21 protein-coding genes are annotated in these 26861 nt (G+C 64.4%); 7 read left to right on the plus strand and 14 right to left on the minus strand.

Features of this window, described 5'->3' with window-relative positions; genetic code table 11:
* The first annotated feature begins 5 nt into the window (after positions 1-5).
* A complete protein-coding gene (locus GGD61_RS10745) occupies positions 6-968 on the plus strand; it encodes a D-2-hydroxyacid dehydrogenase family protein (RefSeq protein ID WP_092253571.1) in 963 nt (320 codons plus the stop codon).
* Positions 969-1043: 75 nt separating this feature from the next.
* Here the strand turns inward: GGD61_RS10745 and GGD61_RS10750 are convergent, their stop codons facing one another.
* Positions 1044-2249, minus strand: coding sequence for a L,D-transpeptidase (locus GGD61_RS10750; protein ID WP_177237003.1), 1206 nt, complete (start codon positions 2247-2249; stop codon positions 1044-1046).
* Positions 2250-2617: 368 nt separating this feature from the next.
* Here GGD61_RS10750 and GGD61_RS10755 point away from each other — a divergent pair, with 368 nt between their 5' ends.
* Positions 2618-3388, plus strand: a complete 771-nt coding sequence (locus tag GGD61_RS10755) for a hypothetical protein (protein ID WP_177237004.1) — start codon at positions 2618-2620, stop codon at positions 3386-3388.
* Between the two features lie 171 nt (positions 3389-3559).
* Here GGD61_RS10755 and sseA read toward each other — a convergent pair whose 3' ends face one another.
* From sseA to GGD61_RS10770, 3 genes are all read right to left on the minus strand, one after another.
* Positions 3560-4417 carry a 3-mercaptopyruvate sulfurtransferase gene (gene sseA, locus GGD61_RS10760; RefSeq protein ID WP_092253577.1) on the minus strand — a complete coding sequence of 286 codons (858 nt, stop codon included), beginning with the start codon at positions 4415-4417 and terminating at the stop codon, positions 3560-3562.
* 225 nt (positions 4418-4642) lie between these two features.
* A complete protein-coding gene (locus tag GGD61_RS10765; RefSeq protein WP_018318589.1) occupies positions 4643-5056 on the minus strand; it encodes a rhodanese-like domain-containing protein in 414 nt (137 codons plus the stop codon).
* A gap of 238 nt (positions 5057-5294) precedes the next feature.
* A complete protein-coding gene (locus GGD61_RS10770) occupies positions 5295-6470 on the minus strand; it encodes a VWA domain-containing protein (protein ID WP_183230678.1) in 1176 nt (391 codons plus the stop codon).
* Positions 6471-6593: 123 nt separating this feature from the next.
* Between GGD61_RS10770 and GGD61_RS10775 the strand changes: the two genes are divergently transcribed.
* Positions 6594-6839, plus strand: coding sequence for a GlsB/YeaQ/YmgE family stress response membrane protein (locus GGD61_RS10775; protein WP_092253581.1), 246 nt, complete (start codon positions 6594-6596; stop codon positions 6837-6839).
* 108 nt (positions 6840-6947) lie between these two features.
* Positions 6948-7790, plus strand: a complete 843-nt coding sequence (locus GGD61_RS10780) for a MoxR family ATPase (RefSeq protein WP_018318586.1) — start codon at positions 6948-6950, stop codon at positions 7788-7790.
* Between the two features lie 839 nt (positions 7791-8629).
* Here GGD61_RS10780 and GGD61_RS10785 read toward each other — a convergent pair.
* From GGD61_RS10785 to GGD61_RS10800, 4 genes are all read right to left on the minus strand, one after another.
* Entirely contained in the window at positions 8630-10276 is a 1647-nt protein-coding gene (locus GGD61_RS10785) for a GMC family oxidoreductase (protein WP_092253583.1), read from the minus strand.
* A 16-nt stretch (positions 10277-10292) separates the two neighbouring features.
* Positions 10293-10886, minus strand: coding sequence for a GNAT family N-acetyltransferase (locus GGD61_RS10790; protein ID WP_092253585.1), 594 nt, complete (start codon positions 10884-10886; stop codon positions 10293-10295).
* 193 nt (positions 10887-11079) lie between these two features.
* Entirely contained in the window at positions 11080-12006 is a 927-nt protein-coding gene (locus GGD61_RS10795; RefSeq protein WP_018318582.1) for an SMP-30/gluconolactonase/LRE family protein, read from the minus strand.
* 139 nt (positions 12007-12145) lie between these two features.
* Complete coding sequence (locus tag GGD61_RS10800; protein ID WP_092253587.1) at positions 12146-12979, minus strand: AraC family transcriptional regulator; 834 nt, start codon at positions 12977-12979, stop codon at positions 12146-12148.
* 172 nt (positions 12980-13151) lie between these two features.
* Between GGD61_RS10800 and GGD61_RS10805 the strand changes: the two genes are divergently transcribed.
* Positions 13152-14255 (plus strand): mandelate racemase/muconate lactonizing enzyme family protein, encoded by a 1104-nt coding sequence (locus GGD61_RS10805; protein WP_092253589.1) that lies wholly within the window; start codon positions 13152-13154, stop codon positions 14253-14255.
* A gap of 9 nt (positions 14256-14264) precedes the next feature.
* On the opposite strand, the gene GGD61_RS10810 is transcribed toward GGD61_RS10805, so the two are convergent.
* A complete protein-coding gene (locus GGD61_RS10810) occupies positions 14265-14618 on the minus strand; it encodes a hypothetical protein (RefSeq protein WP_183230679.1) in 354 nt (117 codons plus the stop codon).
* 183 nt (positions 14619-14801) lie between these two features.
* Here GGD61_RS10810 and GGD61_RS10815 point away from each other — a divergent pair, with 183 nt between their 5' ends.
* Positions 14802-15026, plus strand: coding sequence for a hypothetical protein (locus GGD61_RS10815; RefSeq protein WP_018318578.1), 225 nt, complete (start codon positions 14802-14804; stop codon positions 15024-15026).
* A gap of 279 nt (positions 15027-15305) precedes the next feature.
* Here GGD61_RS10815 and GGD61_RS10820 read toward each other — a convergent pair whose 3' ends face one another.
* Positions 15306-15962 carry a glutathione S-transferase family protein gene (locus GGD61_RS10820; protein WP_018318577.1) on the minus strand — a complete coding sequence of 219 codons (657 nt, stop codon included), beginning with the start codon at positions 15960-15962 and terminating at the stop codon, positions 15306-15308.
* Positions 15963-16120: 158 nt separating this feature from the next.
* On the opposite strand from GGD61_RS10820, the gene GGD61_RS10825 reads away from it, so the two are divergent.
* The gene (locus GGD61_RS10825; RefSeq protein WP_092253594.1) at positions 16121-17344 is read left to right on the plus strand and encodes a polyhydroxyalkanoate depolymerase; all 1224 of its coding nucleotides are present in this window, start codon (positions 16121-16123) and stop codon (positions 17342-17344) included.
* A 30-nt stretch (positions 17345-17374) separates the two neighbouring features.
* Here GGD61_RS10825 and GGD61_RS10830 read toward each other — a convergent pair whose 3' ends face one another.
* From GGD61_RS10830 to GGD61_RS10845, 4 genes are all read right to left on the minus strand, one after another.
* Complete coding sequence (locus tag GGD61_RS10830; RefSeq protein WP_409362462.1) at positions 17375-19204, minus strand: diguanylate cyclase domain-containing protein; 1830 nt, start codon at positions 19202-19204, stop codon at positions 17375-17377.
* 263 nt (positions 19205-19467) lie between these two features.
* Positions 19468-21639 (minus strand): glycosyltransferase, encoded by a 2172-nt coding sequence (locus tag GGD61_RS10835; protein WP_143109026.1) that lies wholly within the window; start codon positions 21637-21639, stop codon positions 19468-19470.
* Between the two features lie 12 nt (positions 21640-21651).
* Positions 21652-22932 (minus strand): HlyD family efflux transporter periplasmic adaptor subunit, encoded by a 1281-nt coding sequence (locus GGD61_RS10840; protein WP_244550624.1) that lies wholly within the window; start codon positions 22930-22932, stop codon positions 21652-21654.
* 306 nt (positions 22933-23238) lie between these two features.
* Positions 23239-26568 carry an adenylate/guanylate cyclase domain-containing protein gene (locus GGD61_RS10845; RefSeq protein WP_177236972.1) on the minus strand — a complete coding sequence of 1110 codons (3330 nt, stop codon included), beginning with the start codon at positions 26566-26568 and terminating at the stop codon, positions 23239-23241.
* Positions 26569-26861 lie beyond the last annotated feature (293 nt).

Here is a 26861-nt window from a genome sequence, read left to right on the forward strand (position 1 = left end):
CGCTGATGAGCCGGCTGCGCTGTGCAATTCTCGACGACTATTTCAACCTCGCGCTCGACGTCGCCGACTGGCAGAAACTGTCCGACCGCCTCGACGTCACCGTGTTCAGCCATCCCTTCGCCTCCGAGCAGGCAGCAGCCAGCGCGCTGGCTGATTTCGAGATCATCTGCGCGATGCGCGAGCGGACGGCCTTCCCGAAGAGCCTGTTCGAGAGCTTGCCGAAGCTGAAGCTGCTGCTCACGTCAGGCATGCGCAACGCCGCGATCGACATGGAAGCCGCAAAGGCGCGCGGCGTCACCGTCGGCGGCACGCAATATTCGCGCGATCCCACAGCGCCCCTCACCATGGGGCTGATCCTGGAGCTGACCCGCGGCATCGGCCGCGAGAACGCGCGCATGCATGCCGGCGAGCCCTGGCAGACCTTTGCCGGCGTCGAGATCGAGGGCATGACGCTCGGCATTGTCGGGCTCGGCAAGCTCGGCAGCAGGATGGCCGGGATCGCCAAGGCGTTCGGCATGAACGTGATCGCCTGGAGCCCGAACCTCACGCCGGAGAAATGCGCGGCCGCCGGCGTCGGCTACGCCACCAAGGAGGAGCTGTTCGCCAAGGCCGACATCGTCACCATCCACGTGGTGCTCAGCGAGCGCTCGCGTGGTTTGGTCGGCGCTGCAGATCTCGCGCGGATGAAGCCGACGGCCTTCCTCGTCAACACCGCGCGCGGGCCGATCGTGGACGAGCAGGCGCTGCTCGAGGCCTTGCAGCAGCGCAAGATCGCGGGCGCCGGCATCGACGTGTTTTCGGTCGAGCCGCTGCCGGTCGACCATCCCTTCCGCAAGCTCGACAACCTCGTGCTGACGCCGCATCTCGGCTACGCCACCTCCGACGGCCTGCGCATCCATTACGGCCAGATGGTCGAGGCGATCGATGCCTTCACCAAAGGCAGCGAGCTGCCGCGCAAGCTGGCCTGAATGACCAAGCTCGCCTGAATGACAAAGGGCGTGCCGATGGCACGCCCTTTAGCAATCTGAATATTCGCGGCGCGCTTAGCGCACGGTGACCGGTGCAGGCAGCGGCGGCACGACCGTCGGCTGGGTGCCGGGGACCGGACCAGCCTGGGCGGCCATCGGAGCCGGACCGGCGGCAGGACCGGGCGCCGGCGCAGCGGACGCCGTCGCCGTTCCCGGCGGCGGGCCACCGGGCATCACCACCACGCGGGTGCCGACCTTGACGCGATCGAACAGGTCGGAGACGTCCTCGTTCAACATGCCGATGCAGCCGGACGAGACGAACTTGCCGATGGTCGAGGGCTGGTTGGTGCCGTGGATGCGGTAGACGGTCGAGCCGAGATACATCGCGCGGGCGCCGAGCGGATTGCCAGGGCCGCCGGCCATGAAGCGCGGCAGATAGGGCTGGCGCTCGATCATCTCGGTCGGCGGATGCCAATCCGGCCACTCGGCCTTGCGGGTGATCTTCTGCACGCCGGTCCAGGTGAAGCCGTCGCGGCCGACGCGGACGCCGTAGCGGATCGCGCGGCCATTGCCGAGCACGTAATAGAGATAGGTGTTGGGGGTATCGACCACGAGGGTGCCCGCGGGCTCCTTGGTCTGGAACGCGACCTCCTGGCGGCGCAGGTTCTGCGGCAGCTGCACCGGCGCAGCATCGGGCTGCTCCTCGGGCGGCAGCGCGGCCATCGTCATCGGTCTTCCATCGGTGCCGACGGGCGGCTGGCCGGCCTGGACCGTACCGGTCGCGGCGGGACCACCAACGGCTTCCGGCGGACGCATGCCGTCATTGGCGGGGGCCTGACCTTGACCCGGGCGATTTGCGTAGATCACCGGCGGCGGACCGGCGGGCCGGCCGTAGCGGGGATCGTCGGGCGACATCACGGGGCCCTGCGATGGCGCGGCCGAATAGACCGGCGGAGCGCCAGCCGGACGGCCATAACGTGGATCATCCGGCGACATCACCGGACCCTGCGGCGGCGCGGCCGAGTAGACCGGGGGAGCGCCGACCGGACGGCCATAGCGCGGATCGTCGGCCGGGCCGGGCGGCGGCAGCGATGCCTGCGGCATCGCGTCGTCGTCATCGTCCAGCGCGTCGAAATTCGGCGTGCGGTCGCCGGGCCGATATTCGGCCGGGGCGCCGTAGCTCGGTGCCTGCTGAACCGGATAGCTTTGAGCCTGCGCGAGCGAGGTTCCCGCCGCAGCGACTGTCGCGGCAGCGCATATCGTCAGAAAGTGTTTGATCATCATCGCTCTTGTATAGTCCCCAAGCCCGATCGGACCGTTAACGGCCAGATGGCCGAAGATAGCGGCACATTCAAGACATATCAGGCTTATTTGCGCCGGACCTGCCGATTTGTGATCCGCAAGACTACCGTTGCCCCGTTGCATCACGGGGCGGAAATCGGCTCATGGCGTCAATTGCCGGAGTCCTCGGCCCGTTTTTTGCGGAACGGGTCGGAATCGTTGCGGTATGTTCGAATCAGCCTGATTCGCCGCCCATTTGAGCTCCCGATCCCCGCGTGGCGAACGCGGCAAACAGTACCGTCACCGCGTTCAGATGGCTCTTGGGCCCTGGCTTCTTCGCCGCCGGGGCGGAAATTCGCAACCGCTCGATGCTTCCCGGCTTTCGCTTCCTGTTTGCCGCGATCCTGCTGTCAGTCTCCATCCTGGTGTTCGGCCTGGGCGCCGCCGCACTGCTGCGGGCGAGCCATGAGCAGTATGTCAGCAATCCCTCCTGGCGGAACGGCCCGCAGGAGCAGGTGTTCGCGCAGGCTCCCGAGCCGGCCCAGCCGGTGCTCGCGGTCCTCCGCGCCGAGCCGGAGCTGACCGCCGAGCCCGAGCCGTCGCTGCGCGACCGGGTGCCGACCATTGGACTGCCCGAAAGCGAGCCCGAGCAGGTCGCCGCCCTGACGACCGAGACCGAGGCTCAGCCCCAGGTCGCAGCACCTCCGGCTGATGTCCCCGTCGCCGAACCGGCCAAGGCCGAGACGGCAACGGAGACCGCAGTGCCGGCACCCGCCGATACACTCACCCCGGCCGACACCACGGCGTCGATCCCCGCGGCCGAGCCTGCCGCGACCGCCAGCGAGCCGGCGCCGGTCGATCCCAGCGCGGCCCTGGCCTCTTCCGCACTCGATGCCGCCTCGGCCAAGCTGGCCGCTCTGAACGAGCCGGCGACGACGGCCGTGAAGGATGCGCCGGCGAAGGCCAAGACCGAGAGCAAGGCTGATAGCAAGCCTGACGACAAGGCGACCAAGCGCAAGGCGAAGGCGAAGAAGCGACACCGCGTGGTGCGACGTCCGCCGCCTCAGCAGTTGCAGCAGCAGCTCGATCCGTTCGGCCAGCCGCAGACGTTTGCGACGACGACCACACGCACGCGGTGATCTTACTTCACCTCTCCCCGCTTGCGGGGAGAGGTCGGAATGCGCGCGTAGCGCGGATTCCGGGTGAGGGGGTACAGGTCACTCGATCGTCTCATCGTGTGGACAGAGGCCCCTTACCCCAACCCTCTCCCCGTAAGAACGGGGCGAGGGAGCGCACCGTCATCGTGGCGCTCACGCCGGCCCGGTCGCGATCGGCGGGCCTTTTTCCTGGCCCCATTCCGACCACGAGCCGTCATAGAGCGCGGTGTCGGTGATCCCCAGGCGATAGAGCGCCAGCGTCAGCACGCCGGCCGAGACGCCCGAGCCGCAGCTTGTCACGATCGGCGCATCGAGCTTGACGCCGGCGCTCGTGAAGGCGGCGCGCAGATCCTCGAGCGGCTTCATCGTGCCCGTCGCCGCATCGAACAGCAGATTGTAGGGCACGTTGCGCGCGCCGGGGATGTGGCCGGAGCGGATGCCCGCCCGGGGCTCGGGCGCACGGCCCTCGAAGCGGTCGGCGGCGCGCGCGTCGATCACCTGCTCGGCACGGCTTTCGACATTGGCGATCAGCTGCTGCATGCTGCGCACGCGCTTCGGATCGTAGCTCGCCTTGAACGTCGCCGGCTTCGGCTTCACCTCGCCGCTCTCGACCGCTCGCCCCTCGGCGCGCCACTTCTTCAAGCCGCCATTGAGGATGCGCACATTGTTATGGCCGAAGGCCAGGAGCATCCACCAGGCGCGGGGCGCTGCGACCCAGCCGCCGGCATCGTAGAGCACGACGGTGTCGGCGTTGGAGATGCCGAGAGTGCCGATGTCACGGCCGAACTGCTCGGCGCTCGGATACATGTGCGGCAGCGGGTTGGAATGATCCGACACCGCATCGACGTCGAAGAACGCAGCGCCCGGCAGGTGTGCGGCGAGATAATCATCCTTCGGCAGCGGCAGCACGCCCGGCAGCTTGAAGCTGGCGTCGAGCACCTTGACGTTGGCATCGTTGATGTGGGCAGCGAGCCATTCGGTGGAGACGAGGGGGTCGGTGGCGCTGGTCATGCGATTTCTTCCTTGTCATTCCGGAGCATGCGCCGCGCGAGCGAGACTGAAGCAGCGCGCGTCGCACTCCTCTGTCATCGCCCGGCCAGTGCGCAATTGCGCACTAGGAACGGGCGATCCAGTATTCCAGAGGCGGTTGTGATGGAACCGAGAGGCCGCGGCGTACTGGATTCCCCGCCTTCGCGGGGAATGACAGCAGAGCCCGGAGAGATAGCGGAGCACCCCTCACCCCTTCTTCTTCGGCTCCCACTGCTCGGTCGGCCCGCCGGCATCGCGCCAAGCGGCGTAGCCGCCGGCGATGTGGGCGACGGGCTTGAGGCCCATGTCCTGCGCGGTCTTGGCCGCGAGCGCGGAGCGCAGGCCGCCGGCGCAGTGGAAGACGAACTTCTTGTCCTCCTGGAAGACCGGCTTTGCGTAGGGGCTCTGCGGATCGATCCAGAATTCGAGCATGCCGCGGGTGCAGGCGAACGCGCCGGGGATGCGGCCGTCGCGCTCGATCTCGCGGGGGTCGCGGATGTCGACGATGACGACATCGCCGTTCTTGGAGATCTCGATGGCATCCTTGGCGTTGAGCGTCTCGATCTCGGCATTGGCCTCGTCGATCAGCGCCTTGATGCCTCGGGTGATGTTTTGGGGCATGTGGTTCTCCCTCTTGTTACGTCATCGTCCCCAAGCGAACTGCCTGAGGTGGGGTCACCTCTCCCGCTTGCGGGAGAGGTCGCAGCGCGCCGGGCGATCCGAAGCATCGTCCCGAGCGATGCGGGTGAGGGTTCTCTCCTCTGGGGGACTGTCCCGTTGTGGAGATACCCTCTCCCCAACCCTCCCCCGCAGGCGGGGGAGGGAGCGCAGTCCCGTCGCGGACAGGCTCACTCATGCATCAGTGCGTCAATTCCTTCATCGCGCCCTCAAGCCCCTCGATCGTGATCGGGTACATCCGGTTGGCGAAAATGCGTTTGATGATGGTGGTCGATTCCGAATAATCCCAATGCTTCTGAGCGACCGGGTTCAGCCACACTGCATGCGGATAGGCGCGGATGATGCGGTCGAGCCAGACCGAGCCGGGCTCCTCGTTGACGTGCTCGACCGAGCCGCCGGGCACCATGATCTCGTAAGGCGACATCGAGGCGTCGCCGACGAACACGATCTTGTAGTCGTGCGGGTATTTGTGCAGCACGTCCCAGGTCGGCGTGCGGTCGGTAAAGCGGCGCTTGTTCTGCTTCCACACGCCTTCATAGAGGCAGTTGTGGAAGTAGAAATACTCCATGTGCTTGAACTCGCTCTTCGCCGCCGAGAACAGCTCCTCGACCTGCTCGATATGCGCGTCCATGGAGCCGCCGATGTCGAAGAACACCAGGAGCTTCACCGCATTGCGCCGCTCGGGGCGCATGTGAACGTCGAGATAGCCGTGATTGGCGGTCTCGCGGATGGTGGTGTCGAGATCGAGCTCATCGGGCGCGCCGGTGCGCGCGAATTTGCGCAGACGGCGCAGCGCCACCTTGATGTTGCGGATGCCGAGCTCGACATTACCGTCGAGGTCCTTGAACTCGCGCTTGTCCCACACCTTCACGGCGCGGTTGTTGCGGTTCTTCTCCTGGCCGATGCGCACGCCTTCGGGATTGTAGCCATGGGCGCCGAACGGCGAGGTGCCGGCGGTGCCGATCCACTTCGAGCCGCCCTGGTGGCGGCCCTTCTGCTCCTCGAGGCGCTTCTTCAGGGTCTCCATGAGCTTGTCCCAGCCCATGGCCTCGATCTGCTTCTTCTCTTCGTCGGTCAGGTATTTCTCGGCGAGCTTCTTCAGCCACTCCTCGGGGATCTCCGCCTTCTCCATGGCGTCGAGCAGGTTTTCCAGCCCCTTGAACACTGTGCCGAAAACGCGGTCGAACTTGTCGAGGTTGCGCTCGTCCTTCACCAGCGAGGTGCGCGACAGGTAATAGAAATTCTCGACCGAATAATCCGATAGATCGGCGTCGAGCGCCTCCATCAGCGTGAGGTATTCGCGCAGCGTCACGGGGACCTGCGCGTCGCGCAGAGAGGTGAAGAATTGCAGGAACATGGGTGACAGATTGCCCGTCGGGTGGCTGACGTCAAGGGGCGGAGACCGTCGCGGGGTGCTGGACCGGGAAGCTTTTTGCTCTAGAATTGGGGCTCTCACGGGGTTGTTTTGGGGACGTTTGCAATGGGAATTGTCGCAGCGCTCATCATCGGGGCGATCGCAGGCTGGCTTGCGGGCAAGATTGTCCACGGCGCGGGATTTGGACTGATCGGCAACATCGTCGTCGGCATCATCGGCGCGCTGGTCGCAAGCTGGGTGTTGCCCCAGCTGCACATTCAGCTGGCAACAGGCATGGTCGGCGCCATCGTGGACGCCACCATCGGCGCGGTGATTGTGCTCGTCATCCTTTCGCTGATAAAACGGGTCTGAAAGCCTGACCGAACCGGGAACGGCCGCCACGAGCGGCCGTTCCCTTGTCGCGACCGGGGCCATGACATTGGCAAATGCATCGCGCCGACGATTACCCAAGGACACGCAATGAAATTTACCGGCACCAAGGACTATGTTGCGACCGACGATCTCAAGGTCGCCGTCAATGCCTCGATCGTGCTGGAGCGCCCGCTGCTCATCAAGGGCGAGCCCGGCACCGGCAAGACCGTGCTGGCGGAGGAAGTGGCGAAGGCGTTGAACGCGCCGCTTTTGACCTGGCACATCAAGTCCACCACCAAGGCGCAGCAGGGCCTCTACGAATACGACGCGGTGTCGCGCCTGCGCGACAGCCAGCTCGGCGACGCGCGCGTGTCCGACATCAAGAACTACATCAAGCGCGGCAAGCTGTGGGAAGCCTTCACCGCCGAGCAGCGCCCGGTGCTCTTGATCGACGAGATCGACAAGGCCGACATCGAATTCCCGAACGATTTGCTGCTCGAGCTCGACCGCATGGAATTCCATGTCTACGAGACCGGCGAGACGATCAAGGCCAAGCAACGCCCGATCATGATGATCACCTCCAACAACGAGAAGGAGCTACCGGACGCCTTCCTGCGCCGCTGCTTCTTCCACTACATCAAGTTCCCCGATGCCGACACCATGCATCGGATCGTCGACGTCCACTTCCCCGGCATCAAGAAGCGCCTGGTGGAAGAGGCGCTGCGCATCTTCTTCGAGGTGCGCGAGGTGCCCGGCCTGAAGAAGAAGCCGTCGACCTCGGAGTTGCTCGACTGGCTCAAGCTGCTGCTCAACGAGGACATGAGCGTCGAGCAGCTGCGCGAGCGCGACCCGCGAAAGCTGATCCCGCCGCTGCACGGCGCGCTGCTCAAGAACGAGCAGGACGTGCATCTGTTCGAGCGGCTGGCGTTCCTGAGCCGTCGGGAAGTGTGAGACGCCTCGTGTAACGCACGGTGCCGTCGGGTGGGCAAAGGCGCAAAGCGCCGTGCCCACCATTTGCTTCTGGTGGGCACGCTTCGCTTTGCCCACCCTACGATGTTCGCGCATGTGGCAACAGCTTCGCCATTTCAGTCGCGTTTTGAATCGCAGACACGCCTTCGCGTCCTCGCGGCGCATCTCGCCCGAGCTTTGCTTCAATCGCTCCGCCCTCCAAGAACAAGGGCGCAGGGAAGGCCGGGTGCTGACCTCGCACCCGCGGTCTGCTGCGCAAAAGGCACACGCAGAAAACCGCACAGCAGCATACAGGTGGTGCCGAACACACGGCCTTCCCTGCGCGATGGTCGGACGGCTTATGCCGTGATCTCCCGGGAGCCGAACTTTCCCTCTGGCCTCCCTCGCCCCGCGAATTGACGATGCCGTCCGCCCGGTTGGGCTCGCGCGCATCTCCGCGAAGGGCTTGACCGTAGCAACGACGGACAGGACCACACGGTTTTGCCGTACGCGCTCAGCGCCGTTCGTCTACACGCGGCCTCGGGCTCACAGGGAATACGCCCTGCCCGCTACCGTCTCGTGCCGACGCTGCCGCGTCCACCGCAACCCGGCCCGCGTTTCGAACGACTCGCGAACCGCCCCTCTTCGTCGGGCCGGGCTGTCTCGATGTATGCCGCAATTCCGAATTTCGGTAAAGTGGAATATTTTTGCGCGCAGGGGTTGACGAGCGGCGACACAGCCGGGCTCGTAGGGTGGGTAAGGCGCACTTGCGCCGTGCTCACCACCTCTACAATGTCTCAACCGAAGGTGGGCACGCTTCGCTTTGCCCACCCTACGAAGCCCTACGCCACCGCAGCGTCCGGAATCCTTGCGGCTTCCATCGGCTGCTTGCCGCGGATGAGATCCGAGGCACGGTCGGCGATCATCATGGTGGAGGCATTGAGGTTTGCCGAGATCATGCGCGGCATGACCGAGGCGTCGATGACGCGGAGGCCTTCGAGGCCGTGGACGCGGAGCTGGTCGTCGACCACCGCCCAGGTCGAATCCGCCGGGCCCATGCGGCAGGTGCAGCCGGGGTGGAAGGTGGTGGTGCCGCGCTCGGTGGCGGCTTGCAAGAACTCGTCGTCGGTGTTGACGTTAGGGCCGGGGAAATCCTCGTAGGCGTAATAGGGCGACAACGGCGCGGACTTCAAAAGGCGCCGCGCGAGCTTCATGCCGCCGACGATGACGCGGCGGTCGAGCTCGGCGTCGAGATAGTTGGTCTGGATGATCGGCGGCGCGAACGGATCGTTGGAGCGGATGCGGACATAGCCGCGGCTCTCCGGGCGCTGCTGCCAGGACGCCACGGTCATGCCGGGCTCGTCCTCGAGCTGGCCCTGCACGCCTTCCTTGTAGGACGCCGGCGTGAAGGTGAGCTGGAGGTCTGAGCTCTCGGCGCTCTCGCCGGAATGCCAGAAGCAATAGACCATGGTCGGCGACAGCGAGAGCAGGCCGCGGCGCGCGGTCGCCCATTTCAGCGCCTCGATCCACAGCGAGAAGCCGCGGCGAAGCTCGTTGATGGTCTTGATGTCTTTGACGCGCGCCACCGTGCGCGGGGCATAGTGGTCCTGCAGGCCCTCACCGACCGGCAGCGCGTGACGCACCGCGATGCCGTGCTGCTGCAGCAGATCGGGCGAGCCGACCCCGGAGAGCTGCAAGAGCTGCGGCGAATTATAGGTGCCGCCGGAGAGGATGACTTCCTTGTTGGCGCGCACCTCCACCGGCGTGCCGCCGCGGCCGCCCTTGGTGTAGCGCACGCCGACGGCGCGCTTGCCCTCGAAGATGATCTCGGTCGCGTGCGCATGGGTGTGCACATGCACGTTGGGCCGCTTCATCGCCGGTTTGAGGAACGCGGTCGCGCCGGAGACGCGCAGGCCGTTGTTGATGGTGCGCTGGCAGTAGGAGACGCCTTCCTGGGTCTTGCCGTTGTAATCGGGATTGCGGGGAATACCGAGCGAGACCGCGCCTTCCATGAAGGCTTCGCACAGCGGGTCGCGCCACTCCATGGTGGTGACGGTGAGACTGCCCTCGCGGCCGCGATAGGTGTCCTCGCCCTCGCCCACGCGCTTCTCCAGCCGGCGGAAGTAGGGCAGCACGTCGGCATAGCCCCAGCCGCGATTGCCCATCTGCGCCCAGGTGTCGAAATCCATCCGCTGGCCGCGGTTGTAGATGTGGCCGTTGATGGAGGACGAACCGCCGAGCGTCTTGCCGCGCGGCGCATAGATGCTGCGCCCGCCGGTCCAGGGCCCCGGCTCCTGCTGGTAGGCCCAGTTGATGCTCTTCATGTGGAAGGTCTTGATGAAGCCCGCCGGCAGATGGATGTAGGGATGCCAGTCGGACGGGCCGGCTTCCAGCACGCAGATGCTGGTGTTGGGGTCTTCGCTCAGCCGGCTGGTGAGCACGCAACCGGCAGAGCCCGCGCCGACGATCACATAATCAAATCTGTCCATGGTGCCTCGGCCGCTCCTAGCGCGGCTTGTCGTTGAGTTGAAATTCCAAATGTGTCTTCACCGTCGGCCATTCGGCGGCGGTGATGCTGTAGACCACGGTGTCGCGCAGTGTGCCGTTCGGCGCGACCTGGTGGCTGCGCAGGATGCCGTCCTGCTTGGCGCCGAGGCGCTCGATGGCGCGGCGGCTCTGGTGGTTGAAGAAATGCGTGCGGAATTCGACCGCGATGCAGTTCAGCGTCTCGAAAGCATGGCGCAGCAGCAGCAATTTGCACTGCGTGTTGAGCGGGCCGCGCTGCGCGCTCTTGCCGTACCAGGTCGAGCCGATCTCGACGCGGCGGTTGGCGGCATCGATGTTCATGTAGGTGGTCATGCCGACGACGTTGCCGCCGGCGTCGAACACGGTGAACGGCAGCATCGAGCCCGCGGCCTGCAGCCCGAGGCGCCGGTCGATCTCCTTGGCCATGTTCTCCGGCAGCGGGATCGCGGTGTACCAAAGCTTCGACAGCTCGCCGTCCCTGACGGCCGTCACCAGCCCGTCGAGATGCTGATGCGACAGCGGCTCGAGACGGGCGTGCTGTCCACGCAGGGTGATGGGATCGGGCCAGGGCATTTGAGGTCTCTCCTTACGTCACTGTGCGCCGAGGCATTCCGGTGCCAGATCCTCATCCTGAGGAGCGCGGAACGGCGTCTCGAAGGATGAAGGCCCGGCTGGTGGCCTCGCCCTTCGAGACGCGCGCCAAGGGCGCGCTCCTCAGGGTGAGGGTCTGAGAGTTACCTCGCCTCCCGCACAATGACGGCTTGGCTCACTTGTTCAAAAAATTCAACGGCAATCCGCTGCGCGGCCAGTCCATGGCGACCAGCTCGCCCTTGCCTGACAGCGTGATGTAGGCCGTCTTCAGCTCGGGGCCGCCGAAGGCGATGTTGGTGGTGACGCGGTCGCCGGTCGGGACCTGCTCGACCAGCGTGCCATCGGGTGCGATCACCGAGATGCAGCCGGAGACGAGGGTGGCGACGCAGACATTGCCGCCGGCTTCCACCGCGAGCGAGTCGAACATCTGGTAGCCGCCGAGGCCGCAGATCGGCTTGCCGCGCTCGCCACGATAGATCACGTCGCGCGGCTTCAGCGTGCCGGGCGCGGAGAGCTCGTAGGCCCACAGCCGGCCGGTCGGCGTCTCCGCGATGTAGACGGTATTCTCATCCGGCGACAGCCCGATGCCGTTGGCCGGCAAAATGCCGTGCACGATCTCGACGAGCTCGGTCATCCCGGGCTTGAGGTAGTACATGCCGCCGACGTCCATCTCGCGCGCGCGGCGCTTGCCGAGATCGGAGAACCACAGGCCGCCCTGCTTGTCGAACACCAGATCGTTCGGCCCGCGCAGATCGTGCTCGCCGCATCTGGTGACGACGGTCTCGACCTTGCCGGATTGCAGATCGACACGCTGGATCGAGCCGCCGAGGTAATCGTCCGGCTGCGGGCCCGGCATGATCATGTTGCGGGTCGGGATCCAGGAGAAGCCGCCGTTGTTGCAGATGTAGATCTTGCCGTCGGGCCCGAGCGCGGCACCGTTCGGGCCGCCCGGAATCTTCGCGACGATCTCCTTGCGGCCGTCGGGATAAACGCGCGTCAGGCGCTGGCCACGGATCTCCACCAGCACCACCGAACCGTCCGGCATCACGACCGGCCCTTCGGGAAATTCGAGGTCGGTGGCGAGAACGCGGACGTCAGACATTGGGGACCCTCCCGGCTGCTTGTTATGGCTTGCACGGGATGTCCGGCACGGGCCCCACACGCAAGATTTGCCTGCGGTTATGACAAAGTCGCCTCGGCTTGCCAAGCAAGCGGGATGGTATGCCAGCGTTGCGGAAGCCCTAATGCTTCACCGGCAGCCAGATCTCGAAGCCACCATTCCCGGTTGCGGGATCGAACGCCTCGTCGTAGCGCTCGAAGCTCGGCGCGTCCGCGGCCGTCAATCCCGAGGCGGGCAGCCATCGATTCCAGATCGTGTTGACGGTGCGGCGGATCGAGGCGACGTGCTCGGTATGCGTGAACACCGCATAGCGCTGCTCAGGGATGCGGATGCGGGCGAAGCGTCGCGGCAGGTCCGAGAACTCGGCGACCTCGACGCCCGCGATGTAGTCGAAATTGCCGGAATCGTCGCCGTTGCAGCAGACGCCGTAGGCGACCTGTCCGACCCTCGATGGAATATCGGCGACCTCCTGATGAAAGCGGTGCCAGAGGCCGGGGATGACGGCGCCGTTGTCGCAGGAGATGCGCTCGCCGGGACCGGCGACGAGCAACGCCCGCTCGGTCTCGAAACGCGGCGGGGCGAGATGGTCGAGCATGGTGGAGTCCATGAGGATCGGCTCCTGAAGCTTGAGGTCATTGGCGCACATCGCCGCCCTGACCGCTTCGGGCGTGGTGCCGAATTGGTCGCGGAACGCGCGGGTGAAGGCTTCGTGCGAGCCGTAATCGGCCTCCAGCGCCAGCGACAGAATGTCGGGCGCGCCGTTCGCGAGAAGACGCGCCGCCTCGGTCAGCCGCCGCGCGCGGACGTAGCGCATCACCGGAAGGCCGGTGGCTGCGGCAAACGCGCGCACGATGTGGAACCGCGACACGCCCGCGATCGCAGCGATCTCGTCGAGCGTCATCGGCTCGGCCAGATGGCTCTCGATATACCAGAGCGCGCGTTGGGCAGGGTTCATGGCGGCTCAACCCTCGTTCGAAGCGTGACGATGATGCGCCCTCAGCGCCGGCTTCGCTTGATCGGCATTGCTGTGCTCGCGTGAGGATAGTCCGGGAAAAGCCACTGGCAACGCCCCGGCATTCGCGGCTAGACTGTTTCGAACCGCTCACGAGAAAGAGGAACCCCACGTCATGGACATCACCGATGTGCGGGCACACCATATCCGCATCCCCTATGACGCCGGTGTCGCGAGCTTTCGCCAGGGCGCGTCCGCGATTACCGCGCTCGACATGGTGCTGGTCGAGGTCATCACCGATGCCGGGCTGACCGGCTGGGGCGACGCCTTTGCCTATGTCTGCCCGCGCACCGCGCGCAGCGCCGTCGAGGAGATGATCGCACCGCAGGCCCGCGGGCTGAAGGTGCCCGATACGGCCGGCATTCCCGCTGCCATGGAGCAGATCCAGCGCAATCTGCATCTGTTCGGCCGCTACGGCATCACCATGTTCGCGATCTCAGCGCTCGACATCGCGCTGTGGGATTTGGCGGCGAAGGTGCAGGGGGTGCCCCTGCATCGCCTGCTCGGCGAGATCAGGCGCACGGCCATTCCCGCCTATGCGAGCCTGCTGCGGATCGGCTCGCCCGACAACATCGCGGCCGAATGCAGGAAGGCGCTCGCGCTCGGCTATGGCGCGATCAAGCTGCACGAGACCACGGCGCCGGCGGTGTTCGCCGCCCGGGAGGCGATCGGACCGACCGTTCCGCTGATGGTCGACATGAACTGCCCGCTGACGGCCGAGCAGGCGATCGCGTTCGCGACGACCTGCCGCGACGCACGGCCGATGTTTCTGGAGGAGCCGGTCTGGCCGCCGGAGGATTTCGCCGCGCTCGCCGAGGTGCGCAGCAAAGGCGGGCTCGGGATTGCCGCCGGCGAGAACGCCTGCACGGAATATCAATTCCGCCAGATGATGCAGGCCGGCGCGGTGAGCCACGCCCAGCCGTCGGTGACCAAGGTTGGCGGCATCACGGAATTTCTGAAGGTCGCGGCGCTCGCCGATCGGCTCGGCGTCAAGATCGTTCCGCACTCGCCGTATTTCGGTCCGGGCCTGCTCGCGACGCTGCACCTTCTGGCGACACGCGAGGACGGGCTGGTCGAAATGTTCTATCTCAAGCGCGAAGCCTGCCTCTGGAGCGGCCGCGCCGACAGCGATGCCACCGGCCATGTCGCGGTGCCCGCGGGCGCGGGGCTCGGCTATGAGCCTGATCGGGACGTGATGGAGCGCTATCGCGTGGCGTGATCGGCTCGCTTATTTCGCGTCCTTCGCCGCCGGCGCGTCCTGCTTCTTCTTCAGATCATCGGCCGTCTTCACCTGCGCGGCCTGGAGATCGCCGAGCGTCTTCTGCAGGCCGGCGAGGTTCGTCTTCAGCGCATCGATCTGACGGTTTGCTGCATCCAGCTTCTGCTGCTGGTCGAGCGCGAGCTTGGTGATCGTTTTCTGCAGGAAGTCGACATTGCTCTGCAGGCAGCTGGTGCGCCGCTCTATGGTCTTCTCGACCGTGCAGATCTCGATACCGGGCACGTCCTGCGCGTGCACCTGCGCATTCGCCAGCGTTGCGAGCAGCAATATTGCGAAACAAACGCCGGCGTTTCGAAGCAGCATGAAAGGTTCCTCTCCGATCGATCACGGCAATGTGCGCTGTTTGCGCACAGCCACTCAAGGCTACCACACTCGCACCGCATTCTCGCGTTGAGCTTGCATCGTTCCCTTGGACGGGGAACGATGATCCGCACGCGGAAGAAGTGGGCGCTCGTTCCGCGGCTTTGTTTAGGGGAGATTTTTGGAATGGCAACGCGCGATAGACGACTGGCGGAATTCGACGGCGCCGGAGAACCACCGCCGGGCCTGGCGCTCGAAGTGCTGTGCGAGGACCACAGCGGAACGTACCAACTGCCGTTCGCCTGTCGCTATGTCGAGGGACGCTGGCAGAACCACGAGGCCGGCATCGCGGTCGAAGCGACCGTCATCGGCTGGCGCCTGCCGCGCGTGAGGCAGCGCGGGGCCGCCTGACGCCCATATTTGTTCCAGAATGCAACGGGGCCGCGCTCCGTCTTAACCTTCGGAACGCGGCCCGAACGAATCACGTCCGAATCAGCCGAACGGACGTGTACGCAGCTGTTCACGGCTAGATATCGATGTGGCTTGGCCGGCGCGTACAATATCTGCGCAGCGCGGTGGATGGCCCACGCCTCGCACGGGCGCCAAAGGTTAATCGCGAAAAGGACATAGCGCTCAAGTTGCTGTGGCCGGTCCCCGCCCCCGAAACAGGCAGGGCCAGGCAAGGCCTGCCTAATATTCGACCTCGAGCTCCTCGATCTCGGCCGGCTCTTCCCTCGCCGCCGCGATCCATTCCTTCATCTCATCCATCGCCATGATGGTGTCGGCGTAGGCCTTCAGCTGCGGCTCGAGCTTGACGTCGTAGGTGACGAAGCGCGTCACCACGGGCGCGTACATCGCATCCGCCATGGTTCGCCGCTCGCCGAACAGGAACGGGCCGCCGGATTTCTCCAGACAGTCGCGCCAGATCGACCAGACCCGATCGATGTCGGCCTGCGCGCGCGACCAGATCTTGAAGCCGGGAAAACGTCCCTTCAGATTCACCGGCAGCGAGGCGCGCAGCGTGGTGAAGCCGGAGTGGATTTCGCCCGAGATCGAGCGGCAATGGGCGCGCTGCACGCGATCATCAGGCAGCAGCCCGGCTGACGGCATCGCCTCGTTGAGGTATTCGGCGATCGCCAGCGTATCCCACACCACGGCACCGTCGTGCCGCAGGCACGGCACCAGGATCGACGACGACAGCAAGAGGATTTCGGCGCGCGCCGACGGATCGTCCGGCGCGGTGACGATTTCCTCGAAATCGAGCCCGGAGAATTTCGTCAGCAGCCAGCCGCGCAGCGACCAGGACGAGTAGTTCTTGCTGCTGATGGTCAGAGTCGCCTTCGCCATATGGCCATTCCCTCACGCCTGGGCGCGCACTGCCGCGCGTGCGTGCCCCGTCCTTCCCGCCCAAAGAGCAGCAAGCGACGTGCCAATTTTCCCGGCGGTCCAGCTCCCATCTGGCTTCGATATTGCATCACGAAGGGGGGACAGGTGGGCACTTCAGTATGATGTCGATGTATTATCAGGCCTTTCAGAACCAGATGGACCTGACAGCGCCGTGGCGGGCGGGGGCTTCGTCCGCGCTCAAATTCCTCAATCTGGTGCCGCAGGGCATGTCGGACCAGGTCGTCGGCCGTCTCTCGGCGGCGCTGGAGCTGATCTCGCGCTCCACCCTCACCTATCATCGCCCGGCCTACGGCATCGACAGCGTCATGGTCGGCAATCGCGAAGTCGCCGTCACCGAGGAGGTCGCCTACGCGACACCGTTTGGCTCGCTGCTGCACTTCAGGAAGGACGGCGTGACGGAGCAGCCGCGCATGCTGCTGGTGGCGCCGATGTCCGGCCATTTCGCGACGCTCTTGCGCGGCACCGTGCAGACGCTGCTGCAGGACCACGACGTCTACATCACCGACTGGCACAATCCGCGCGACATTCCGCGCAGCGAGGGCCGCTTCGGGCTCGACGACTACACCGAGCATCTGATCGATTTCCTCGGACAGCTCGGCCCGCGCCCGCACATGGTGGCGATCTGCCAGCCGTCGGTGTCGGCGCTCGCGGCCGCCGCGATCATGTGCGAGGACAACCATCCCTCGCGCCCGGCGACGCTGACGCTGATGGCGGGGCCGATCGACACCCGCATCCAGCCGACCAGGGTCAACGACTTCGCCAAGAGCAAGCCGATCGAATGGTTCGAGCGGAACCTGATCAACTACGTGCCGATGCAGTGCCGCGGCGCGCTGCGGAAAGTCTATCCCGGCTTCGTGCAGCTCACCGCCTTCGTCTCGATGAACCTCGAGCGCCACATCAAGCAGCACATGGATCTCGCCAACCACATCGCCAAGGGCGAGAACGACAAGGCCGCGACCATCAAGACTTTCTACGACGAATATTTCGCCGTGATGGACCTGCCGGCCGAGTTCTACATCGAGACCGTGCGCGACGTGTTCCAGGAGCACCTGTTGCCGCAAGGCAGACTGATGCATCGCGGCCGCCCGGTGAACACCAAGGCCGTCAGCCGCATGGGGCTGATGACGGTCGAAGGCGAGAAGGACGACATCTGCTCGATCGGCCAGACGCTGGCCGCGCAGGACCTCTGCACCGGCGTGCGCGCTTATCGGCGCGTCCACCACATGCAGGCCGGCGTTGGCCATTACGGCGTGTTCTCAGGCCGCCGCTGGAATAACGAGATCTATCCGCTACTGCGGGATTTCGTGCACGTGAATTCGTGACACCACGCCGCGGCGCGCTGGAATTGCTCTTCAAGCCCGTATCGAGCCGGGCCACGCGACGACTTGCCCTGACATCACCATGCGGTTGCGTCCGCCCTCCTTGGCGGCGTAAAGCGCCTTATCCGCAGCCGCTATCAGCGACGTGCAATCCGCCTTGTCGCCGAACGAATGATATGTGGCGCCACCAATGCTGAGGGTGACCTGCCTGGATGACGGGTTGAGCGCGTGCAGGATGCCGAGGTCCTCGATCGCCTGCCGGATTCGCTCGCCGACCTGCTCGCAACCTCCTGCGTCGGTATTCGGTAGCAGCAAGGCGAATTCCTCACCACCGTACCGGGCCGCCACGTCTGCCGGCCGTCTGGCCTGCTGCGCCAGGACCCCCGCGATTGAGCGGAGACATGAATCGCCCGCTTGATGCCCGTACCGGTCGTTGAAGCTCTTGAAATGATCGACGTCCATCAGCAGCAGTGACAGAGGCGTTCCTTCCCGCCTGGCCCGGTCCCATTCCGCCTCCAGCCGCTCGTCGAAGTGTCTGCGATTTGCCAAGGCCGTCAGGCCGTCCGAACTGGCGAGAGCCGCCAGCCTATCCTCCAGATCCTTGCGTTCGGTCATGTCGCGCGAGATCGCCACCACGCCGTTGATGTGTCCACTCTGCGCACTCCTCGTGACGCGCAGCGCAGTTTCGACCCAGATCTCTTCCTTCTCACGATGACGGGTGCGATACGTGATTCTCGCCTCCTCGGCTTCGCCGTTCATCAATGCGGAGAGCGTTTGCTCAACTCGGGCCAAATCCGCGGGATTGATGCCGGCGAGGGCTGATGTATTCACCAATTCGTTCGGAGCCCAGCCAAGGATTCGAGCGGTGGACGGCGACGCATAGAGGATCCGTCCATCGACTGCGACGCGCATGACCATGTCTCCCGACTGCTCTGCAAGGAGGCGAAAATCCGCCTCCTTGGCAACCAGGGCAGCGGCCATCTTCTGCCGCAGGTGCAACTGGCGCACCAGAAAGAGCCCGGCAACACCAAGCCCACCTGTCAGCGCCAGGACTGCGGCAATGCGCGTCAGCGCGGCTCTGCGCCAGGGGGCCAAGACGTCATCTTCTGATTCCGTAGCAACGAGGAGAACGGGGTAGCGGCTGCTGAGTTGATAGAAGCTCAGACGCCGAACGCCGTCGAGAGGCGACGTGAAGTAGTAGACGCCCGCAGCCGGCCGCTCGCGAATAGTCTTGAAAAGCGGAGCACTCGACAGATCGCGGCCCGTGTATCCGTTGTCCGGGGTACGCGCGAGGACAATGCCTCCCGCGGTCGCCAGAGCGATTGAACCATTCCGGCCAACGTCGAACCCGCGATAAAATTGCAGAAAATAGTCGACATCGATCGTCGTAAGGGCAACTCCGGCAAAACTGCCGTCAGGATGATTGAAGCGCCGTGACGCGGTGATGATCCATTGACCGCCCGATCTACTCTTCACCGGATTCCCAATGAAGGTGCCCCTGTCCGCCACGGCACGATGATGCTGGAAATAATCTCGGTCGCTGTTGTTGAGACGGGCGAAATCCACTGGCTCGCTGGTTGCGAGCCAGCGGCCGGTCTCGTCGTAGATAAATACGGCGCGGATCCGGTTCGCGGCTTTGCGTCGGGTCAAAAAGGTCTGAATCTTGGCGATTGCCGCTGGCCCGGCTCCCTCCAGTTCGAGTTGACCAACCAGCACATTCAGAACGGTGTCCGCGAGTTCGAACGTGTCGTCCGCGTGTTGCGTCAGCGACCGGGCCAGATTGGCCATGTCCGTTTCGGAACCCTTCAGCACCGCCAGTCGCGAGGACCATTCCCGCCAGCCGCTGAGCGCGACAATCGCCATACAGGCGACCGCCACGAATGCCGAGACCCAGAACGTCAGACGCCCCTGGCGAACATCACTACGGTGATCGATCAAGAGATGTTCCCTCCACCCCAACCCCGTAAACGCCTTGGGCTAAGGGATAGTTGCTCGTTCCGGTTGAGTTTCTGGCAGGGCTTCGGAAGACTGACGGCATCGATGAGCGGCTTGACGTCGATCGATAACCCTTCGACCGGTCGGGCGAGAAGGACACCACAGCAATCAGCCCGACTTGACGGCCTCGCTCAACGTGCCGGCCACTCGGCCAAGTGAGGCTCAGTGAAACTGGCCGGATGCAGGCTTCGGACTCCGGCAAGATGTGCCAGATCGTCGATCCGCGGTTGAGGCCGAATGACCAGGCTCTCTGCCGGCAACCGCATCGGCGGCGGCGAAAGCGGTGTGGGCTTCGCGCCAGTTGTAACAATTTGAGGCAACGGCACGGCCATTGACCAGATGTTCTTGAGCATCGCCCTGTTCACGGAGCATGCGACGACACCGTTCTCTTTCAGACGGGCGACGGTAAAGAGCTTGCGAATCAGCAGGTCTCGTTCAAGCGATTGCGGCAAATGGAACTGCATCCCGGCCAGCCGGCCTCGTTGCTGCACAATCATCGCGTCGATCCAGCCCACCTGCATGATGTGCACGCGCAGCGGTTCTCCAGCGCCGGAACAGTCAATGCCGGAGCCGAGCAGAACGCCAGCGCCAGAGAGGGAGATGTTGCTCACGCGCCCAGAAAGCCGTTCGCCGGCCCCGGTCTCGATCAAGACCGATTCATCGACGTCGAAACGCTCCTCGGCGCGGCCCATCCGGGCTTGCAGCGAGGTCATGCAGACGAAGAAGAGCACGACGACGTTCACCACCGACCAGAAGGCGACCATCGGTAAAGCGGCCGGATGATCGATCATCCGCCATTCCGGGATGGTGTTCAGAACCAGGCCGACAACCGTCAACGCCATCAGCGCCGCCGACGGCCAGAATATCTCCGCGGCGTAGCTTGCGCACCGCGCGGCAGCTCCCTTGGGCGTCACCTTGAACGCATGTCCCATCGGCTTGACGAGAGTCCCGAGCACCGTCGGCAGAATCTTGAAGCTCTGGATCGTCGCCGACACCTGAGCGGCGAGCGGAAAGTGCACGTGCGGCGCAAACCAGGAGATGCCGCCGTTGAGCGCCAGGATCGCGGGGAACAGGTAAAAGAAGACCGCCTCGGGGGTGACGTCGGCGACAGGCGCTAGACCGGTCCACATGAACACGATCGGAACCACCACGACCATGAGCGCTCGCAAGCCCAATGAGAGCCAATGAGTCGGAAAGAACAGGAGCCGATGCATCAAGCCCAGTCCGGGGCCGAGCGGGCCGGCGGCGAGATACAGAGTCTGGATCGCGCCACGCGCCCAGCGTTGCCGTTGCACGAAAAACGCGTCAAGGCTTTCCGGCGCCAATCCAATCGCCAATGGCTCGTTGAGATAACGGGTGATGTACCCTTTGCGCAGCAGGACCAGCGTCAGCAGAATGTCTTCGGTAATGGACTGGGTCGGCAAGGCATCCCCAACCACGCGAAGTGCGGCACGACGCGTGACGGAGTTGGAACCACAACAAAAGGCACCATCCCAGCCGTCGCGCGCGGGCATGATGGAATCGAAGAAGAACCGTTGCTCGTCCGGCAATCCCCTGTGCAGGCCGAGATTCGCCTGCATCGGATCCTCGTTGTAAAAGGTGTGCGGGATCTGAACGATTCCGATCTTTGGATCCGCGAAGAAGCCGATCGTGCGCATCAGGAATTTGCACTGCGGCACGAAGTCCGCGTCAAAGATCGCAAAGAACTCGCCGTTCGTCTGCGTCAGCGCATGATTGATATTACCGGCCTTGGCATTCAGGTTGTCGGCGCGCGTGAGATACCCGGCACCCTTTTCCTCGCAGAGTTTCTTGAGCCAAGGCCGGCGACCATCATCCAGAACCCAGACCTGGAAGTTTGGATAGTCCAGACACAACGCGCCGGTGATCGTCTTTTCCAACACCTCGAACGGCTCGTCATAGGTTGGAATAAGGACGTCGACCGATGGCAGCTCATCATGCGGCAGGCTGCGAAGCCGACGCTCGTGCTGATCCGCCTCGCTGCGGCGATCGGTCCTGCGAAGGAAAATCAGATAAAGGATAAACTGATCCGTGAAGGTCAGTAGCTCAACGAAGAGACAGAACCAGATCCAGTAGACCTGATACCAAGTGCCGGTTGCCGGCAGCACCGTGGTGAAAATACGCCATTCGAGATAGCGAGCCACGACAAGCCAGACCGCGGCAAAGACCGCGACACGTGCCCAAAGGCGCGCGACTGGAAAGGTCGGCGCCAACAGGTACATCGCCGCAAAGATCCCCACCATCGGCGCGAACAGCTGAGAGAGAGACAGAGTCATGGCCTGCATGGAACACCTCGCTCACAGCGACGACTGGTCGAGCTCCAGGCGCGCAGTCAGCCATTTCAACTTCGAGCTGACCAATCGTAGCAAGCCGTCGGCTCTGCGCTCGAAGCGCACTTCGGCCAGCCGTCCGATATCGCAGGAGCCATTGCGGTCGGCCCACGTTTCGTTGGGGGGAAGCGATATCTCAACGGTAATGTTGCCCGGATCAGGCCGCGGCACCCGAGCCGCAAGCAGTCGATCGTCGGCGTAAGCAGCCGATCCGCGGACTTGCCGGACCAGGCCGGTCTTCCATTCGCCGCTCCCGATCAGGCGGACGGTAGCCGCATCTCCGGCCTTGATCTTCTCGAAATCGCGCTCGGGCAGTTCAACGACAATGAATCGGCGTTGGCAGTCTGCAAAATCGAGGACCGATTGCCCTTCCGTGACCATCGAGCCGGGGCTGGCCGCGACCGACCAGACGACATGGGCGGCCGGCAACGACAGATCGTAGTGATCGAGACGATCAAGCCGAGCGCGCTCCTCGGCGATTTCCGCGGCCAGTTGCGCAGAACGTGAGCTGTTTTGCAACTCGTCCGTCTCGAGCTCCTGGCGGCGGAGAACAAGCCGCTCGCGTTGCTGCTGGGAGTAGGGCACGTCATTGGCATCGCCACGAAGATAGAGACCTTTCTCCGCCGCCCCCAACTCGGTCTTGAGGCGCTGCAGGCGTTCATCGGCCATCCGGCACCGCGTTGCGGTTGCCTCCTGCGAGGCTTGGGCCTCGCCGGAGCGGATCTGCGAACTGATGCCGAGCTTCACGAGCCTCTCCATCCGGCCCGCGACATCGTTCCGCTGCCGCGCCTCGGCGAGACAGCCGCCTTTTTCAACTTCCGTTTCGCCGATTTCGTGGCTCAGGCGCGCGACCATCCCCAAACGATAGTCCTCGCTGCGCTCGCCGAGCTTGCGATCGAGCTCGGCGATCTCCTCGAGTTGCCGACGTGCGAGCTCGGCGCGTTTGGTGGACACGGCAAGCTGCTGATCGAGGTCCATGAGGTGTCGGCGATCCGGCGAACGCGCCCCGACCATCGGCACCACCCGGCTCTGCTGGAAATATTCGCCCTTGCGTGGAAGATCAGGCGAGAGCTGACCCGCGAACGGTGCAGTCACCCGCATGAGCTCGGCATTGACAAAGGCGGAGGGAGCGATTCGGTAGGTCACATACGGCAACAGGGCCCATCCGCTCAGCGCGATGATCCCGAGCGCCAGAGCTCGGCGAACAACCCGGCTGCGAATGAAACGTTCGACGTGCAAACGGACCACGACTGGATCTCCAATGGGCTTTGGTCGCTGCGCCTGCCGCAGCGAAGGCAAACCAATCGTCGGGCGTTGGGATGAAGTTTGCGCCTTGAGGCAAGGAGCAATCCGACAACATTGCCGCCAGCCGAAATCAGGATTCGCCACCGCGGCAGACTCGCCTTCGCAACCACGAGAAGCATACCTAGGATTCACCACATCAGGTTAAGCCGTGTCAAAACCGGATAACTACGGCTGCCGAGTCGAGGATCAGGATATCGCCCCATTCCGGCTTGAAGTCGGCGCGGCGCTTGCGGCGATCGAATGGCGCGGCTAACGCCCATTCCCAAGCAGCTCTTTCGCTTCCAGGACTTCGGGAAGATTTCGCTCCGCATCGAATTCGGCGAGCACAGGAGCGAGCACTTCAGAGACCGCACCAGCTCGGCCATTTGTCTTGTACAGGCGTGCAAGTTCAAGGGCGCCGCGCAGCTCGAAAGTCCTGGTCTGCTGGTGTCGCGCGATGTCCAGCGCGCGCTTGAAGGCTTCTTCGGCACTGGATTCGTCCGAAGGATCATGGCGCGATACAAGTTTACCGCGGACACGATGCAGCTCGGCATCGAGCCAATGCTGGCCGGATTGTTCCGTCCCGGCGATCGATTCGTCCAGGATTTCCAGGCCGGTCCCGATTTCGCCCACTTCTGCATTCGCCAGGGCGACATGCATTCCCCAGAACGGTTCGCAGAGGTAGCAGTCGTTCTCGTGCAGGAAGGCCCAGCCGTGACGCATGTCCGCCAGTCCGGCCATTCGGTCGCCGGCACGCCACTTGGCGAGGCCATTCAGGTAGGTGCCCGCGGCCACGTACAGCGGCATCGTGTGGTCGCGCGCGAGACCGAGCGCCAGGATCGTCTCTGTTTGCTGCAACATGCCCCCGCATACCCCGTCGAACACAGCGCGATGAACCAGCGCATTGGCCTGGGACAGCGCCCGTTTTTCGCCCGGAGCACCCACCGCTTCCGCGGCGAGCTTGCGCGCACGAGCGGTGCTACCGAGCGGCCAGAGCACCAGGGCAAGAAATCTCATGATCACGAACGGCAGATCCAGCGCAGACGCCCTGAAGGTCGCGGGATCCGGTTCGGCACCATAGATCCCCAGCGCCCGCTCAAGATGCGTTCTCGCATTCAAGTAATCGCCCTCGAACCAGCAGGTGACGCCGCCCGTCCAATGGGCGACGACGGCGGCCACCGGCGAGTCCGGTCGTCGGTCAGCGGCGCTCCTGATGGCGTCCGCCAGCTCCCGCATCGGAGCGAGTTCGCCGTGGGTCAGGCAGGCATTGAAGAGCCCCGACTGCACCGGCGCAAGTTCAACGGGATCATCGATGTCGGCTGCGAACTGTCGCGCACGCGTCCATGCCGCGACCGTCTCTGGAGCGCTGTGGCCGAGGCTGCCCCGCAAGGCACGGCCATATGCGATTTGAAGATGCAGCCTGCTCATGATCCGGCGGGGATCATCAGGCAACTGATCGGCGGTCGCAATGGCCTTGCCGAGATGCGCGATCGCCTCGGAATAGGCCGAGCGTTTCAACGCCTGCTGGCCCGCCTTGCGCCACCATTCGAGGGCCGTCTCGCTCAGCCCCGCCTCAGTGAAGTGGTGCGCCAGAACTTCCGGTTCGGTCTCGGCGACTGCTGGAAACTTCTCGCCCAGGACATCGCCAATGCGGGTATGAAGCAGCTGCCGTTTGCTCTTCAGCAGACTCTCGTAGGCCGCCTCCTGAACAAGGGCGTGCTTGAAACTGTAATTTGCTTCGGGCGGCGTGCCACGACGCAACAGCAGTTCGGCCTCTTCAAGTTGTCCCAACGCAGCGTTCAGCGTCAGATCGTCGCGTCCCGCCACGGTTTTCAGCAGTGCGTACGAGAAGTCACGGCCAATGGCGGCGCCTATCTGCGCTACCTCCTTGACCGGAGCGAGCCGGTCGAGCCGCGCCATCAGCGAATCCTGCAGCGTCGCGGGGATAGCAAGCGGCGGGAGCGGACTATTCAGGCGGTAGCGCCCGGCATCTTCGACGAGCAGCCCGGACTCCAGCACCATCTTGGTCAACTCTTCGACGAATAGCGGTATGCCATCGGTCTTGTCGATGATCTGCTTCATCATCTCGCGTGGCAGCTGGCGACCGACGACCACCTGCTCGACCAGCGCGCGCGTGTCCTGCCGATCGAGCCGGTCGAGCCGCAACAGACTGACATTGGCAAGGCCCGACCAGGAGGGCTCGAACTCCGGCCGGGACGTCAAGAGCACGAGTATCTGCAGGCCCCTGATCCGATCGACCGCGAGATCGAACAGTTCAAGTGTCGTCGCATCGGCCCAATGCATATCCTCGCAGATGATCAGCAGAGGCTGGTCTCGCGCCAATCCCTCGAGCTGATCGAGAAGGGCGGCAAATGTCTGTCGCCTCTGCTGCGCCGGGCTCAAGCCGAGTGGCGGGCAATGGTCGCCGGTCGGAATCGAGAGCAGGGCCGCAATGAGCGGCGTGGCCCGGGCGACTTGCCGGGTTCCTATTGCCAGCATCGCCTCGAGCTTGTCGAGCTTTTGTTCTGGCGTGTCGTGGGAGCGGATTCCGGCGGCGCGCTCGAGCTGCGCGACAAAGGGATGAAGTGCGCTGTTGGTGTGGTAAGGCGAACACTGATATCGCACGCGACGGTGCGTCCCCAACGAGGGGCTCTCGGACAGCATTGCCACGATGCGCGACTTGCCGATGCCCGCTTCGCCGGAAATCAATACGATCTGGCCCTGGCCCTGCCATGCCTCCCGCTGGCGCGAGAGAATGAACTCGATCTCGTCCTTGCGGCCGACAAAGCCGATCGAGCGCGCGGCGCGGACCGCCTCGAAGCGACTCTCCGATGAGGTCGCTCCTTCCACCGCCCAGACCGCGATGGGTTCGCCTATCCCCTTGACCTCGCGGCGGCCGAGATTGCGAAAGGTGAAGAGATCGCCAAGTAGCCGGCGCGTCGACGAGGCAACGACGACCGCCCCCGGCTCGGCCAGGCTTTGAAGCCGAGCAGCGAGGTTTGGTGCATCGCCGATGGTTGCGTGCTCCTCCGATGCATCTCCGCTGATGAGATCGCCGACCACCACAAGCCCGGTCGCAATTGCGATCCGCAGTTCAACCCGTTCGCCGGCGCCTGTCTTGAGTTGGCGAATCGCAGCGATAATATCGAGGCCCGCTCGCACTGCCCGCTCCGCATCATCTTCGTGGGCGCGCGGATACCCGAAATAGACGAGTATTCCGTCACCGACGAACCTGGCTATCCTGCCGTCATAAGCGGCAATGACGCTCCCGCAGGCGGCGCGGTACGCCCGGATCACTTCCCACAGATCCTCGGGATCGAGACGCGCCGAGAGCGCTGTCGAGCCGACCAGATCGCAAAACATGACGGTGAGGTGGCGACGCTCGGCGTCGTGAGGAGGAGCCGGCGATGCGATCAACGCGGCTGGATCAAGGTCGGCAATCGCACGCAGCATTTTGCGGCGATGCCCGAGCAGGACTCCGAGCTTGTCGAAGTCCTCGACCATCAGCTCGGGAAGGACGCCCATGTCGATCCCATTTTGGACAAAACGCTCTGCGTATTGCCCAAGCCCCAGCTTCTCGAGCCACTCCGCAATCTGCATTGGCTCCACCGATCGTGTGGTTGGCGGTTAGCAGAATTTTGGACCACGGCGCGCAGGGACAATATCCCAACGCCACCATGATGGCACGTCTTGTTTGTCGCGCGAAAATTTAGGTTACTCGATACCGACACGTTTTTCGACCGGGACACTGCTCGATGCGAACGGCTGCGCTACCAAACATCGCCCGCGCGCAGCGTTAGATGGCAGAGGTTGCGATGAGTCGTCGCTGCTCACTGCAGACCTGAAGCCGAACCAACACTGCGGCTTGTGCGCACATACGATGCCAAGTGCAC

The organism is Bradyrhizobium sp. SBR1B (assembly GCF_014198205.1).
GTDB lineage: Bacteria > Pseudomonadota > Alphaproteobacteria > Rhizobiales > Xanthobacteraceae > Bradyrhizobium.